The 13,299-nt window shown below is 69.1% G+C and carries 15 protein-coding genes and 1 tRNA gene; 12 read left to right on the top strand and 4 right to left on the bottom strand.

Going from position 1 to position 13,299, the window contains the following annotated elements:
• Positions 1-30: 30 nt before the first annotated feature.
• The 4 genes from ASG48_RS08805 to ASG48_RS08790 are packed head-to-tail and all read left to right on the top strand — an operon-like array spanning position 31 to position 3,306.
• Positions 31-1,044 carry a zinc-binding alcohol dehydrogenase gene (locus ASG48_RS08805; protein ID WP_055848298.1) on the top strand — a complete coding sequence of 338 codons (1,014 nt, stop codon included), beginning with the start codon at positions 31-33 and terminating at the stop codon, positions 1,042-1,044.
• A 47-nt stretch (positions 1,045-1,091) separates the two neighbouring features.
• A complete protein-coding gene (locus ASG48_RS18780) occupies positions 1,092-1,490 on the top strand; it encodes a 6-carboxytetrahydropterin synthase (RefSeq protein WP_055848295.1) in 399 nt (132 codons plus the stop codon).
• A complete protein-coding gene (locus tag ASG48_RS08795; RefSeq protein WP_055848292.1) occupies positions 1,487-2,533 on the top strand; it encodes a glycosyltransferase family 4 protein in 1,047 nt (348 codons plus the stop codon). Before ASG48_RS18780 ends, ASG48_RS08795 begins: the two co-directional genes overlap by 4 nt.
• A complete protein-coding gene (locus ASG48_RS08790) occupies positions 2,530-3,306 on the top strand; it encodes a class I SAM-dependent methyltransferase (protein ID WP_055848290.1) in 777 nt (258 codons plus the stop codon). Before ASG48_RS08795 ends, ASG48_RS08790 begins: the two co-directional genes overlap by 4 nt.
• A gap of 13 nt (positions 3,307-3,319) precedes the next feature.
• On the opposite strand, the gene ASG48_RS08785 is transcribed toward ASG48_RS08790, so the two are convergent.
• Positions 3,320-3,874 (bottom strand): cytochrome b/b6 domain-containing protein, encoded by a 555-nt coding sequence (locus tag ASG48_RS08785; protein WP_055848287.1) that lies wholly within the window; start codon positions 3,872-3,874, stop codon positions 3,320-3,322.
• 76 nt (positions 3,875-3,950) lie between these two features.
• On the bottom strand, positions 3,951-4,931 hold the full coding sequence (locus ASG48_RS08780; RefSeq protein ID WP_055848285.1) for a zinc ABC transporter substrate-binding protein: 981 nt from the start codon (positions 4,929-4,931) through the stop codon (positions 3,951-3,953).
• 105 nt (positions 4,932-5,036) lie between these two features.
• Between ASG48_RS08780 and ASG48_RS08775 the strand changes: the two genes are divergently transcribed.
• The 6 genes from ASG48_RS08775 (at position 5,037) to ASG48_RS08750 (ending at position 9,571) form a co-directional block, all read left to right on the top strand.
• Positions 5,037-5,978, top strand: a complete 942-nt coding sequence (locus tag ASG48_RS08775; RefSeq protein WP_055848282.1) for a metal ABC transporter ATP-binding protein — start codon at positions 5,037-5,039, stop codon at positions 5,976-5,978.
• Entirely contained in the window at positions 5,971-6,798 is an 828-nt protein-coding gene (locus ASG48_RS08770; RefSeq protein ID WP_244486840.1) for an iron chelate uptake ABC transporter family permease subunit, read from the top strand. The genes ASG48_RS08775 and ASG48_RS08770 overlap by 8 nt, the downstream gene beginning before the upstream one ends.
• Positions 6,795-7,217 carry a Fur family transcriptional regulator gene (locus ASG48_RS08765; RefSeq protein ID WP_055848279.1) on the top strand — a complete coding sequence of 141 codons (423 nt, stop codon included), beginning with the start codon at positions 6,795-6,797 and terminating at the stop codon, positions 7,215-7,217. Before ASG48_RS08770 ends, ASG48_RS08765 begins: the two co-directional genes overlap by 4 nt.
• Before the next feature lie 53 nt (positions 7,218-7,270).
• Positions 7,271-7,347 (top strand) — tRNA-Pro (locus ASG48_RS08760).
• A 393-nt stretch (positions 7,348-7,740) separates the two neighbouring features.
• Positions 7,741-8,478, top strand: coding sequence for a class I SAM-dependent methyltransferase (locus ASG48_RS08755; RefSeq protein ID WP_055848276.1), 738 nt, complete (start codon positions 7,741-7,743; stop codon positions 8,476-8,478).
• 217 nt (positions 8,479-8,695) lie between these two features.
• Positions 8,696-9,571 carry a hypothetical protein gene (locus ASG48_RS08750; protein ID WP_055848273.1) on the top strand — a complete coding sequence of 292 codons (876 nt, stop codon included), beginning with the start codon at positions 8,696-8,698 and terminating at the stop codon, positions 9,569-9,571.
• Here ASG48_RS08750 and ASG48_RS08745 read toward each other — a convergent pair.
• Entirely contained in the window at positions 9,556-10,203 is a 648-nt protein-coding gene (locus ASG48_RS08745; RefSeq protein ID WP_055848270.1) for a histidine phosphatase family protein, read from the bottom strand. The genes ASG48_RS08750 and ASG48_RS08745 overlap by 16 nt on opposite strands.
• Entirely contained in the window at positions 10,200-11,240 is a 1,041-nt protein-coding gene (locus ASG48_RS08740) for a hypothetical protein (RefSeq protein WP_055848269.1), read from the bottom strand. Before ASG48_RS08740 ends, ASG48_RS08745 begins: the two co-directional genes overlap by 4 nt.
• Positions 11,241-11,449: 209 nt before the next feature.
• Here ASG48_RS08740 and rfbA point away from each other — a divergent pair, with 209 nt between their 5' ends.
• Together rfbA and ASG48_RS08730 are read left to right on the top strand one after the other, a co-directional pair.
• A complete protein-coding gene (rfbA, locus tag ASG48_RS08735) occupies positions 11,450-12,334 on the top strand; it encodes a glucose-1-phosphate thymidylyltransferase RfbA (RefSeq protein ID WP_055848268.1) in 885 nt (294 codons plus the stop codon).
• A 194-nt stretch (positions 12,335-12,528) separates the two neighbouring features.
• On the top strand, positions 12,529-13,299 hold the full coding sequence (locus ASG48_RS08730) for an ABC transporter permease (protein ID WP_082529361.1): 771 nt from the start codon (positions 12,529-12,531) through the stop codon (positions 13,297-13,299).

Here is a 13,299-nt window from a genome sequence, read left to right as displayed (position 1 = left end):
TGGCGGCCCGGCCAGCGCGAGGAGAGACGGGTGGACGACAGCCAAGACGCGGCCCCTTCCGCCTTCTGGATCGAGGCGCCGGGCCGGGGCGCCCTGCGCGCCGCCCCGCTCGGGCCTCTGGAGGCGGGGCAAGTGCGCGTGCGCGCGCTCTTCGGCGCGATCTCGCGCGGCACCGAGGCCACCGTCTTCGCCGGCGCGGTGCCGGCATCCGAGCACGAGCGCATGCGCGCGCCGTTCCAGGAAGGGGCGTTCCCGGCGCCGGTCAAATACGGCTATGCCACGGTCGGGCGCGTCGTCGCGTCGCAGGCGGACCTCGCGCCCGAGGCGCAGGCCGGCGCGGCAGAGGGCGATCTCGTCCTCGTCCTCCACCCGCATCAGACGCGGTTCGACGTGCCGCAAGGCGCGGCGATGGTCCTGCCGCAGGGCGTGCCGCCCGAACGCGCCGTGCTCGGCCCCAATATGGAGACGGCGCTGAACCTCGTCTGGGATGCCGGCCTGCAGCCGGGCGACCGGGTCGTGGTCGTCGGCGGCGGGCTGATCGGGCTTCTCGTCGCCTTCCTCGCCGCCGCCATTCCCGGCACCGAGGTGACGGTGATCGACCGCGAGGCGGCGCGGGAAGCGGTCGCGATCGGCCTCGGCGCGCGCTTCGCGGCGCCGGGGCAGGCGCCGAGCGGCTGCGACGTGGCGATCCACGCATCCGGCACGGACGAAGGGCTGGGGCTCGCGATCGAGGCCTGCGGCTTCGAGGGGCGGATCGTGGAGGCGAGCTGGTTCGGCACGCGCCCGGCGACGCTTCTCCTCGGCGGCGCCTTCCACTCGCAGCGCCTGTCGATCATCGCCTCGCAGGTCGGCACCGTGCCGGCGGCCCGCCGCGCGCGGTGGAGCCGCGAGCGCCGCCTGCATCTGGCCCTCTCGCTCCTGAAGGACGCGCGCCTCGACGCGCTGATCTCGGGCGAGACGCCGTTCGAGGCGCTCCCGGAGGTCTATGGCGCGGTGCTGGCCGCCCCTGATACGCTCTGCCACCGAATCCGCTATCGCGCGTGAACCCGCGCGAAGCCGACCGAACGAGCGCGCCGCGCCACGGGAGTTCCATGTACTGCGTCGAAGTCCGCGATCACGTGATGATCGCCCATTCCCTTCCCCGGCCGGTCTTCGGGCCGGCGCAAGGTCTCCACGGGGCGACCTATGTGGTCGATGCCGGTTTCTTCTCCCGTGATCTCGACGCGGACGGCCTATGCGTCGACATCGGGCTGGCGACGAGCGTCCTCAAGGACGTGCTGGCGCCGCTGAACTACGCCAATCTCGACGATCTCGCCGTCTTCGAGGGCCGCGTCACGACGACCGAGGTCGTCGCGCGCCACGTGTTCGACGAGATCGCCGCGGCCATCGCTTCCGGGCGCCTCGGCGAGGGGGGCGGGCGCATCCGCCGGCTGCGCGTCACCCTGCACGAGTCGCATGTCGCGCGGGCCTTCTACGAGGCCGACCTGTGACGCGCGTCCACTTCCTGGTGCCGGACGGGCTCGACCTGCCGACCGGCGGCTACGGCTACGACCGGCGCATCATCGCGGAACTGCGCGAGGCGGGCTTTTTGGTGGAGATCGTCGCGGTCTCGCGGGCCTTTCCCTGTCCCGGCGGCGCCGATCTCGCCGACGCGGCGCGGCGCCTCGCCGCCCTGCCGGACGGCGCCCTCGTCCTCGCCGACGGTCTCGCCTTCGGGGCGATGCCCGAGATCGCCGAACGCGAGGGTGCGCGGCTGAACATCGTCGCGCTCTGCCATCACCCCCTGTGCCTGGAAACCGGGCTTTCGCCCGAGGAGAGCGCGCGGCTGGAGGACAGCGAGCGGCGCGCGCTCGCCATGGCGCGCAGCGTCGTCGTCACCGCGCCGGCCACGGGCCGCGAGGTCGCCACGCGCTTCGGCGTGGCGCCGGAGAAGCTCTCGGTCGCCCTGCCGGGCACCGATCCCGCCCCGCTCTCGCCGGGCGGCGGGCGGCCGCCGCTGATCCTCAGCATCGGCACGCTCATTCCGCGCAAGGGCCACGACATCCTCATCGCGGCGCTGGCGCGGCTGCGCGCGCTCGACTGGACCTGCCGCATCATCGGCAGCGGCGAGGCCGACCCCGCGACCGCCGCGGACCTCCGGCAGCGCATCGCCGAAGCCGGGCTCGGCGAGCGCGTGACCATGACCGGCCGCTCGGAGGACACGCGCGCGGCGCTCGCGAAAGCCGACATCTTCGCGCTCGCCAGCCGCTACGAAGGCTATGGCATGGTCTTCGCCGAGGCCATGTCGCAGGGCGTGCCGATCGTGGCCTGCGCGGCCGGGCCGATTCCCGACGTGGTGCCGGCCTCGGCCGGCCTCCTCGTGCCGGCGGACGACCCGCAGGCCTTCGCCGACGCGCTCGAACGGCTCATCACCGACGAGGCCTTGCGCGCGCGCCTTGCGGCGGGTGCCGCCGAGGCCGGCCGGGCCCTGCCGTCCTGGCGCGACGCGGCGGCGGTCTTCGTCGCCCGGCTCGACGAGGCGGCGCGGCCTTGAGCGGCTTCTCGCCCGGCTGGCTGGCCCTGCGCGAGCCGGCCGACCATGCCGCGCGCGACGCGGGCCTTCTGGCGCGCGCTGCCGGGCATCTGGCGCAGGTGCCGGACCCCGTCACCGTCGATCTGGGCGCGGGCACGGGATCCACGCTGCGCGCCTTCGCGGATATCGTGCCGGCGCGCTGGCGCCTCGTCGACGCCGATCCGGTCCTCCTGGAAGAGGCGCGCCGTCGCCATCCGGGCGCCGAGACCGTCCTCGCCGACCTTGCGGCCGTGGACGGGCTGCCGCTCGATGGCGCCCGGCTCGTCACGGCCTCCGCGCTCTTCGATCTCGTCTCGAACGCCTTCGCGCAGGCTCTCGCGCGCCGCCTCGCGGCCGAGCGCCTGCCCCTCTATGCGGCGCTCACGATCGACGACGCGATCGCCTTCGCGTGGCCGCACCCGCTCGACGCGGCGCTTCTCGCCTGCGTGGCCGCGCATCGCCATCGCGACAAGGGGCTCGGGCCGGCGCTCGGGGGTGGGGCGACGGCGGCGCTTTCGGCGGCGCTGGCAGGGCACGGCTATGCCGTCGAGACCGCCGCGAGCCCCTGGCGCCTCGGCCCCGGCAGCGAGGCCCTGCAGGTCGCCTATGTCGAGGGCCTGGCGGAGGCCGCGCGGGAGACGGGCGCGATCGCGGCCGATGCGATCGCGTCCTGGCTCGCCTACCGAAGGGCGCAAGCCGAGGCCGGCGCGTCCTGCACCGTCGGGCATCTCGACCTCCTCGCCCATCCCCTCTGAGGACCGGGAGGGGCTACAGCATGCGCTGCAGCGTGGCGTCGCGCTTCAGGACATGATGGCGGAAGACGCCGGCCAGATGCAGCGCCAGGAGGACGAGGATCGCATAGGCCAGCGCCGTGTGGGCCGCCGACAGATAGGGCGCGATCTCCGGCGCCTTGCCGAGCGGCGAGGGGATCGGCACGAGCCCGAACAGGCGCAAGGGAAAGCCATGGGCGTTGGTGGCGAGAAAGCCGATCGCCGGCATCGCGAGGAGCGCGGCGTAGAGGAGGGCATGCACGCCTTTCGCCAGCGCGCGCTCCCCCGGCGAGACGGCGATCATCTCCGGCGGGCGCGTGCGGGCCCGCACCAGAACGCGCGCCAGCATCGCCCAGAGAACGAGGAATCCGAAGCTCTCGTGCAGCAGATAGAAGCCGAGCTTGGCATCCTCGCGGATGAAGGAGATGACGAAGCCGAGCGGCCAGACGGCGAAGACGAGAAGCGCCACGACCCAGTGCAGCACCCGCGCGGCCCGGCTGTAGCGGGGCGGCGCGGGCAGGGCGGTTCCATCCTGGCCGGCGCGAAGGCTCATTTGCGCAGGATAGCGCCGCCGCGCGCCGGACGGCAAGCCGCCGGCCTGTCGCGGCGGCCCGGCCGTGGTTCCGCCGTCAGGCTTTCGACAGGCAGTCGACGAGCGAGTCGGCGATGGAATTGAGCAGCGTGTCGTAGAGGCCGGGGCCCGCCGTCATCGTGGCGCCCTCCGGGTCGAGCGTGCCCGAACGGGCCTTGCTGCCCTCGAGGACGAGCGAGACGAATTTCGATTCGAACTGCGGCTCGGAGAAGACGCAGGCCGCGCCCGTCTCGGCGATCTTGGCGCGGATCTCGGCGAGCCGGCGCGCGCCCGGCGCCGTTTCCGGGCTCACCGTGACGGAGCCCGCCGTCCTTAGCCCGAAGCGCCGGTCGAAATACTGGTAGGCGTCGTGAAAGACGACGAAGGGCCGGTCCTTCACCGGCGCGATCTTCGCGGCGATGGAGGCCTGCAGCGCGTCGAGCCTCTCGCTCGCGGCCTTGGCGTTCGCCGCGTAGCGCGCGGCATGGTCGGGATCGGCCTTGCCGAGCTCGTCGGCGATGGTGGCCACGAAGGCCTTCGCGTTCTGGGGGTCGAGCCACATATGCATGTCCACCGTGCCTTCCTCGTGGCCGTGCTCGTGCCCGGCTTCGCCCTCGCCATGGGCGTCGTGACCGCCATGGGCCTCGGCGGCGCCATGGGCATCCTCGTCCTCGTCCATCTCGAAGGCGCCGCCGGTGCGGAAGGGCAGGGGCTGGACGCCCGGCGCCCCGGAAAGCGCGACAATGCGCGCCTTGGTGCCGAGCGTCTCGATCGGCCCCTCCAGGAAGGCCTCCAGCGTGGGGCCCATCCAGAACACGAGGCTCGCCTTGTCGAGCGCGGCGGCATCCGAAGGCTTCATCGCGTAGGTGTGCGGCGAGCCCGCGCCCGCCACGATGACATGCGGCTCGCCGACGCCCTCCATCACCTGCGAGACGAGCGAGCCGATCGGCTTGATCGAGACCACGACGCCCGGCACCTCGGCGAGCGCCGGCGTGGCGAGGGCGAGCGCGCAGGTGGCGGCCAGGAGGACAGAACGCATCGGGAACCTTTCGGCGGGAGAGGGGCGTAACGATATACCGTTTCGTTGTGTAACCCTATAACGTCTGCCATAAGAGGCCGCAAGCCGCACAGCCGGGACGACGCCATGATCGCAGTGCCAGGACCTTCCGGGGCAAGCCCCCTCGTCGCCATGCGCGAGGCCGGCCTCGCGCGCGGCGGACGCTGGCTGGTGCGCGGGGTGAACCTCAGCCTGCGCCGCGGCGAGATCGTCACGCTGATCGGCCCGAACGGCTCGGGCAAGTCGACGACGGCCAAGCTCGTGCTCGGCGTGCACCGGCCGAGCGAGGGCGAGGTGACGCGCGATGCGGCCTTGCGCGTCGGCTACGTGCCGCAGAAATTCGCCATCGACTGGACCCTGCCGCTCACCGTCGCGCGCCTCATGACGCTGACGGCGCCGGCAAGCCCGGCAATGGTGCAGGCCGCGCTCGAACGCGTCGGCATCGCCCATCTGTCGAAGGCGCGCGCGGCCGATCTTTCGGGCGGCGAGTTCCAGCGCGCGCTTCTCGCCCGCGCCATCCTGCGCCGGCCCGACCTCCTCGTCCTCGACGAGCCCGTGCAGGGCGTCGACTTTTCCGGCCAGATCGCGCTCTACGATCTCATCGCCGACATCCGCGACCGCGAGGGCTGCGCCATCCTCCTGATCTCGCACGATCTGCATGTCGTCATGGCCAAGACCGACACGGTCCTGTGCCTCAACGGCCATGTCTGCTGCGCGGGCACGCCCCAGAGCGTGGCGGCCTCGCCCGCCTACCGCACCCTCTTCGGCCCGCGCGCGGCCGAGACGCTGGCCATCTACGCCCACGACCACGATCACACGCATCTGCCGGACGGGCGGGTGCGCCTTGCCGACGGCACGCTGGCCGATCGCTGCACGCCCGCCGCCGCGCCGGACGGCCAGGGTCACGGGTGGCACGGCGCGTCCCATCACCATCACGACCGTCATGAGCACCATGCCGGCCACGCCCATCCGGCCGATGCCGCCGGCGCGCCGTCGCGGCCGGCCGAGAAGGAGACGCTGGGTGCTTGACGACTTCTTCTGGCGCGCGATCCTCGCCGGGCTCGGCATCGCCGCCGTCGCCGGGCCGCTCGGCTGTTTCGTGGTCTGGCGCCGCATGGCCTATTTCGGCGACACGATGGCCCATTCCGCGCTCCTGGGCGTCGCCCTCTCCACCGCCTTCTCGGTGGAGCCGATGATCGGCGTCTTCGCCATCGCCGTCGCGGTCTCGGCCGCGCTCCTCCTCCTGCAGCGCCAGCGCTCGCTCTCGACCGACGCTCTGCTCGGGCTTCTCTCCCATTCGACGCTCGCGGTCGGCCTCGTCATCGTCGCCTTCATGACGAGCGTGCGCATCGATCTGATGGGCCTCCTCTTCGGCGACATCCTCTCGGTCTCGCGGCTCGACCTCGCCTTCCTCTATGGCGGCGGCGCCCTCGTTCTGGCGGTGCTCGCCTTTGTCTGGCGCCCGCTGCTGGCGGCCACGGTCAACGAGGAACTGGCCGAGGCCGAGGGACAGAGGCCGGAGCGCACGCGCATCGTCTTCATGCTGCTGATGGCGCTCGTCATCGCCATCGCCATGAAGATCGTCGGCATCCTCCTCATCACCGCGCTCCTGATCGTGCCGGCCGCGACCGCCCGGCGCTTCGCCGCCACGCCCGAGACGATGGCGCTCGTCGCCGCGCTCCTCGGTATGGTCGCGGCGGGCGGCGGTCTCGCCGGCTCGCTGGCCTTCGACACGCCGTCCGGCCCGTCCATCGTGGTCGTCGCGCTCATCCTCTTCCTGGCGAGCTTCCTGCCGGCCGCCTTCGGCCGCGACCGCGACCGCAGGTTCGCCCGGGAGGTCCCCCGATGAGCGCGCCGCCGCGCCTGACGCGCAACCAGTCTCTCGTCCTGGAGGCGCTGACGCGCTCGCCCGAGCCGCTCAGCGCCTACGCCATCCTCGACCGGCTGCGCGCGGAGGGCATGCGCGCGCCTTTGCAGGTCTATCGCGCGCTCGACCGTCTCCTCGAGCGCGGCCTCGTGCACCGGCTGGACACGCTGAAGGCCTTCGTCGCCTGCCGCCACCAGCACGGACCCGGCGAGAACCACGACCACGGCTCGGCGGTTCTGGCCTTCGGCATCTGCACGCGCTGCGCCCGGGTCTCCGAGTTCCACGATTCGTCGCTGCAGGCCGTCCTCGACGGCTGGGCCCGCCGCGAGGGCTTCCGCGCCGAGCGCAGTTCCATCGAGATCACAGGCCTCTGCGCCACTTGCGCCGCCGCCGAGGCCTGACCCCAACTTTTCGCTTGCGATGAAAACGCCCATCCTCTAGGGGTTCGCGCCATCGGAGTGTAGCGCAGCCTGGTAGCGCACCTCGTTCGGGACGAGGGGGTCGCAGGTTCAAATCCTGCCACTCCGACCAAGCGCCTCTTTCGAAGCCCCTTGAGCTTCCAAAAGCCATCCCGATGGCTCGGCGTGTTTTACCGTCTTCATGAGATGACAGCGCGACGCGTGGCAGGCGAGCGGAGTCTGTTGAGACCGCTTTCGCTTGAAATGAGCGGTGAAACGTTCGTCGGGCGGCCGCGGTCGCGCGATTTCGAGCTGTTGCCCTCGATGAAACCTCGAACCGTCCTGCAGTGTGCCGGATCGGTCTGGCGGAAGGTTTGCGGGCGGTGGACCGCGGTTCAGCTGCGATGGCCTATCCTCGCACGGAGGGGTGGGACATCGAGGCGGGGATCGTTCATAAGGGCCCCGCGCAGAGACGGCGAGATGCGGTGGCTCGGGGCCGCGCGTCCACAATGGAAGGGCATCAGGGATGTCGGCACGCATTCATCCGGACGACGACATGTTTCAGGGATCGCGCGACCACTACGAATCGTGCGGACGACAGTTCGCCGACTTGATCGTGGCCGCCGCCGAGAAACACGGCGCCGCGAGCCCAGCAATCCTCGAGCTTCCCTGTGGCTACGGCCGCGTCACGCGTCACCTCGTCGAGCGCTTCGCGCCGGCCTCCATCACGGCGGCCGACGCGATGGAGCCGGCGGTCGATTTCTGCGTGGAGGAGTTCGGCGTGACCGGGGTCGTCGTGAGGCCGCCGCTGAACGGTTTCAACGAGGTAGAGGACGATCGCTACGACGTGGCCGCGATGGGGTCGCTCGTCACCCATCTTGGCGAGGCGGACGCCATCGAGGTGCTTGCCAACTTCGGTCGCAAGGTCGCGCCGTCCGGCATCGCCATCGTGACCACGCATGGCGTCAGGGCCTATGATCTCCTCTGCAAGGGCACGTGGCACGCCGATCAGATCGACAAGACCGGCCTCGACAGCCTGAAGGCGGCCTACGAGGGTGACGGGTTCGGCTTCGTCCGGTATCGCGGCGATCACGTCTTCGAACGCAAGACCGCCGACAGCGTCGGGGAGACCTATTACGGCGTGTCCCTCATCCGCAGGGAATGGTTGGTGAACCGCATGACCGAGAACGGCTTCGCACTGGACACGATGATGGAAGGCGGATGGGACAACCATCAGGACGTCTTCGTGTTCAGAAAGGCCTGAGCGCCGTATGGACCGCAGGCGGATCGCATCTTCGTCGATCCGCCCGGCACGAGTCCCTCCGGAAGGCGCATCACCCAGACCTTGCCCGGTCTAAGCGTAGCACGGACGCGGGCGGCGGATTGACCGCCGCCGGCGTGATGCCGCAAGAGGGCCCGCGGGGGTCCCGTGCCGTTCGTGATCCACTCTGCAGGCGGCGGCGCCCAACGCGGCAGGACCCATGGATATCGCGCTCTACGAACCCCTCTACAGGCAAGGCCAGATCCTGTCGGATCCCGACCTCCTGCCCTTCGTCCTGCCGGACAACGACCGCGCCGCCTGGCGCGAATTGCGCATCCTGGTCGACATCCATGCGGAAGGCCTGCATCGCGGGGCACGCAAAACCGGCCTCCTGTCGCCGAAATTCGCGCTGAAATCGGGTCTGCCGATCGCTGCCTTCGCCGCCTTCGCCCGGCAGCATCCCGAAACGGACATCTGCATCCTCAATCCGTTTCCGCAGCTGGCCTATTTTTCCTACAATGTCTGGATGCAGGGCGAGATCGCCCATCCCGGTCTCGTGTCCCGCACGCGCGCTCTTCTGGCGGCGGCCGGCGTCGGACTGCCGGTCGATCTCGAAAGGCGGCACCCTGCCGACCGTCTCTGCTACTCGAACTTCTGGGTCGGTACCCCAGACTTCTGGGACGATTATGTCGGGGGCGTCCTGCGCCCGATCGCCCGTCTTCTCCTCTCGGAGCCCGGGCATCCGGCGGTGAGGGACGTGCTGGAGGACACGGTCCATACGGACCCGAGCCCGTTCCTGCCATTCGTCGTGGAGCGTCTGCTGACGACGTTTCTGATCGAGCGGCCGGACCTTTCGGTCGCGAGCGTGCCGATGGATCCCTCGAGCGCCTGTATCAATCCGTTCGAGGAGGAAGGCTTACGTTTCCTTCGCCCGCGCGTCGATGCGGCGCCGGCGCAAGGGCCGTTTTCGGCCGATCTCGTCGAGACGATGGAACACCTGTGCCGGCTTCGGCAGCTGTATTTCTTCGCCTATTACGCCGATAGGCCCCATCCCCACAGCGGCGGCCCGATCCGGCCCGATCAGAACGGCGTGTGATTGAGGGCCTTCAGCTTCGCGGCGCGATGGAGGCCGAACCGGTGGAGTTCGACCACGCTGATCGAACCGTTGTCGATTTCGGCGAAGGGGAAGACACGGCCAGGAATCTCCAGGAGGGAGAGGATCATCAGAACGATGATCCCGCCATGGGCGACCACCACGAGATCGCCCTCGCACTCCTCGATCCGTCGCTCCAGCGCGGCGGCGGCGCGTCGCTGGGCCGTTTCGTAGGATTCGCCGCCGGAAAACGGCGTCGTGAAGCCGTGGTCGGCGGCGACGATGCCTCGCGCCGTCGCTTCGGTCCAGCCGATGCCCTGCAGGGCTCCGACGTCGACTTCCGCGAAATCGGGTTCGATAAGGGCGACGGCCGAGGGAAAGGCAAGGGCCGCCGTCTCCCGCGCCCGTTGCAGCGGGCTGGAGATCAATCGCCACGAGGTCTGTCCGACGAGGCGTCTTGCCATTATCTCGGCGCCGGCAGCCTCGGCCTGCCGGCGTCCGAGCGCGTTCAGCGGATTTTGCGACCGTCCGTCGACCATGGCGCCGTGGTTGAAGGCCGTCTGGCCATGGCGCAGAAAGACGATGCGCCGCGAGACGGGGGACCCGGCGAGCCGGCTCGGAAGCGCGACGCTCACGGCAGAAGGGTGTCCAGCGTCCGGCGCAGCGCCTCGACCGAGACGTCGAGCGAGAAGTGCTCGCGCGCCACGTCATGGCTGACGGTGCTCAGCTCGCGCCGCAGGCTCGCATTCTGCGCGAGTTCGCCCATGGCCGCGAACCAGCCGTCATAAGTGTTGTCGACCAGGAGCCCCGAGCGGCGATCCTCGATCACCGTCTCGTAGACGGGACTGCGCGAGTAGATCCCGCCGATGGCGTTGGCGCTGTAGTCGACGAACTTGAGAGGCGACTTGCAGGCATTGAAGAGAAGATCGGCCTCCTCCTCGTAGCCTGCCAGGGGCACGAGGCAGAAGGCGTAGCGCCGTTGCGACAGGACGCGCAGGTAGTCGTCGTAGGAGACGGGCGAGAGGCGGGCGATCCGGGGATGCTCGAACAGGTCGGTCGCGTAGTTCTCGCAGTAGAAATCGACGCTCCAGTCTTCGAAGCGATCGAGGAAGTCGCGTAATGCAGCGGCGAAAGCTTCGGTCCGCCGGCCGAGCTTCAGCGTGAACATGGAGGAGAGGATGATGCGGCGCGTGTCGGCCTCCGCGACGCTGGTCGAGGCCGCGCCGTCGAACTCGAAGCCGTAGGGCAGGACCGAGCGCTGGCCGGCGAAGACAGGAGCCATGACCTGCGCGAAGAAGGAGGTCGGAAGCGTCATCGCCTGCGCGAGGTCGTAGAGTTCGCGGGCCGGATCGGCACGCTCACGCAGGAGGTCCTTGCCGTAGCTTGGCAGCGTGTACATCCAGTCGTCGATATCGACGACGACCGGCACGCCGGCATCGCGCGCGCGACGGATCAGCGTCAGGTTCTCGGACTGCGTCGGCCGATTGACGAAGAGGACGTCGTAGGGAAAGCCGCCATGATCGAGGAGCGCCGCGGTCGATGCGGCGCAGACCTCGACGCCGCCCCGTTGCGACAGTTTTCTCAACGGCCGAACGAGACGCAGGAAGACGGACAGCGAGTGGTCATGCCCAACGACAGTCGAGGCCCGCTTCTCCACCGCGATTTTCAGCATGAACGAACCCTAGCAAGATGCGCATCGGGGGTGTGCGCATGATGCGATCCGACCCTCCTGGACAGTGCTGAACCCTTGTCAGGCGCCGAAAAAGGCGCCTCGGTGTTGCACCAATGCCTGGCACGGACTAATCAGTCGCGCCGGGTGGGTCAAGGTCCGGCTTGCCGATCTGCCTGCGTCCACAGGCCTTTGCACGAGAGTCGAAAGCCATGCTTCATCCAAAGCACAAGGGTATTATCCTGGCCGGTGGACGCGGTACCAGGCTATTCCCGGCAACGCTTTCGATCAGCAAACAACTCCTGCCGGTTTACGACAAGCCGATGGTCTATTACCCGCTGAGCACCTTGATGCTGGCGGGCATCTCCGAGGTCCTGATCATCTCCACGCCGAGCGCGCTGCCGCTCTATCAGGAGCTCCTGGGCGATGGCGAGAGGCTCGGCATGCGCTTCCAGTACGCCATCCAGGCGGAGGCGCGGGGCCTCGCGGAGGCTTTCGTCATCGGCGAGCGCTTCATCGGATCCTCCTGCGCGGCCCTCGCTCTCGGCGACAACATCTTCTACGGCACCGGTGTCGGCAACAGCGTCCGCCGTGCCGGCGAACGCGAGGACGGTGCGACCGTCTTCGCCTATTCGGTCAGCGACCCGGAGCGCTACGGGATCGTGGAATTTGCCGCCGATGACGTCACGCCCATTTCGATCGTCGAGAAGCCGAAGCAGCCCAAGAGCAACTATGCCGTCACCGGCCTCTATTTCTACGACAACAGCGTCGTCGATATCGCCAAGTCCATCAAGCCTTCGGCGCGCGGCGAACTCGAGATCACGACGGTCAACGAAGTCTATCTCCAGAGCGGGCGGCTTCACGTGGAACGGCTCGGGCGCGGCAACGCCTGGTTCGACACCGGCACGCATGACAGCCTTCTGGAATCCAGCCAGTTCGTGCAGACGATCGAGAAGCGGCAAGGGCAGAAGATCGCCTGCATCGAGGAGATCGCCTGGCGCATGGGTTTCGTGGACGACGAGCAACTGGAGCAGCTGGCGCACCCGCTTGTCGCCAGCGGCTACGGCCTGTACCTTCTCAGCCTTCTGCGTCGCTGAAGCAGGCCGCGCGGAGCCGTTCTACGCGATCGCTCGATTGCGGCCATCGTGAATTCGCCGTAATGCGGGCCGCCATAGCGAACGGCCTTAGAACGCCGTCTTGTCGCAAACAGCCACCGCAGGACAGACCATTGTCAAACAGCACCCTGTCAGCCTTCGATGGGGCGTCCTCGCATCTCCGCCCGGACGTCACGATGATCCATCGCATCGCCGGCGGCGTCGGCAACGAACTCAGCCTGGCCTTCTTCCTGGCCTGGTACGACGTGCGCCATCGCTACGCGCGCTCGGTCATCGGGCCATTCTGGATCACGCTCCAGACCGCCATCTTCGTCGCCTGCATCGGCTTCGTGTTCAGCGCGATCTCCAACGTCTCGACGCAAGACTTTCTTCCCTACTTCTCCGTCAGCTTCGTCCTGTGGACCTTTCTTTCGGGCTGCGTGAACAATTCCACGACGGCACTCCTGAGCGCGGGCGGTTTCATCAAGGACCGGGGCCTGCCGGCCTACGTCTTCTTCGTGCAATGCTTCTTCCGCCATCTCCTGTTCCTGGCCCACAATATCGTGGTCCCGGCGGTCCTGTTCATCGTCTTCGGCGGGACGACGCTCGGCAATATCCTGCTCGCGGTGCCCGGACTCATTCTCTTCGCGGCGGTGACCTTCTGTCTTTCCATCTGCACGGGCGCTCTCTCCACGCGCTACCGTGACACGCAGCCTCTCGTCGAATCGGTGGTGAACCTCGCCTTCCTCGCCTCGCCGATCATGTGGAAACCGCATCTCGTGGCGGGCCGCGAGTATCTCCTCGACTACAATCCGATCGTCCATCTCCTGAACGTGTGGCGCATGCCGATGCTCGACGGGGTGATGCCTTGGGCCAGTTTCGGCGTTTCGTTCGGCATCCTCGCCATTCTGTCGGCGCTGACCGTCTTTGCGCTCTCGCGCCTTCGCGCCGCCGCGTTCTGGATCTGA

Source organism: Aurantimonas sp. Leaf443, assembly GCF_001425575.1.
Taxonomy (GTDB): Bacteria; Pseudomonadota; Alphaproteobacteria; order Rhizobiales; family Rhizobiaceae; genus Leaf443.
Note: the sequence above shows the minus strand (reverse complement) of the source record. Positions and strands in the feature narration are given on the sequence as shown.

Coding starts and splice junctions, on each gene's coding strand:
- ASG48_RS08750 (WP_055848273.1), top strand. CDS start 8,696: ATGGATATCGCGCTCTACGAACCCCTCTACAGGCAAGGCCAGATCCTG.
- ASG48_RS08785 (WP_055848287.1), bottom strand. CDS start 3,874: ATGAGCCTTCGCGCCGGCCAGGATGGAACCGCCCTGCCCGCGCCGCCC.
- ASG48_RS08730 (WP_082529361.1), top strand. CDS start 12,529: ATGATCCATCGCATCGCCGGCGGCGTCGGCAACGAACTCAGCCTGGCC.
- ASG48_RS08775 (WP_055848282.1), top strand. CDS start 5,037: ATGATCGCAGTGCCAGGACCTTCCGGGGCAAGCCCCCTCGTCGCCATG.
- rfbA (WP_055848268.1), top strand. CDS start 11,450: ATGCTTCATCCAAAGCACAAGGGTATTATCCTGGCCGGTGGACGCGGT.
- ASG48_RS18780 (WP_055848295.1), top strand. CDS start 1,092: ATGTACTGCGTCGAAGTCCGCGATCACGTGATGATCGCCCATTCCCTT.
- ASG48_RS08755 (WP_055848276.1), top strand. CDS start 7,741: ATGTCGGCACGCATTCATCCGGACGACGACATGTTTCAGGGATCGCGC.
- ASG48_RS08740 (WP_055848269.1), bottom strand. CDS start 11,240: ATGCTGAAAATCGCGGTGGAGAAGCGGGCCTCGACTGTCGTTGGGCAT.
- ASG48_RS08780 (WP_055848285.1), bottom strand. CDS start 4,931: ATGCGTTCTGTCCTCCTGGCCGCCACCTGCGCGCTCGCCCTCGCCACG.
- ASG48_RS08765 (WP_055848279.1), top strand. CDS start 6,795: ATGAGCGCGCCGCCGCGCCTGACGCGCAACCAGTCTCTCGTCCTGGAG.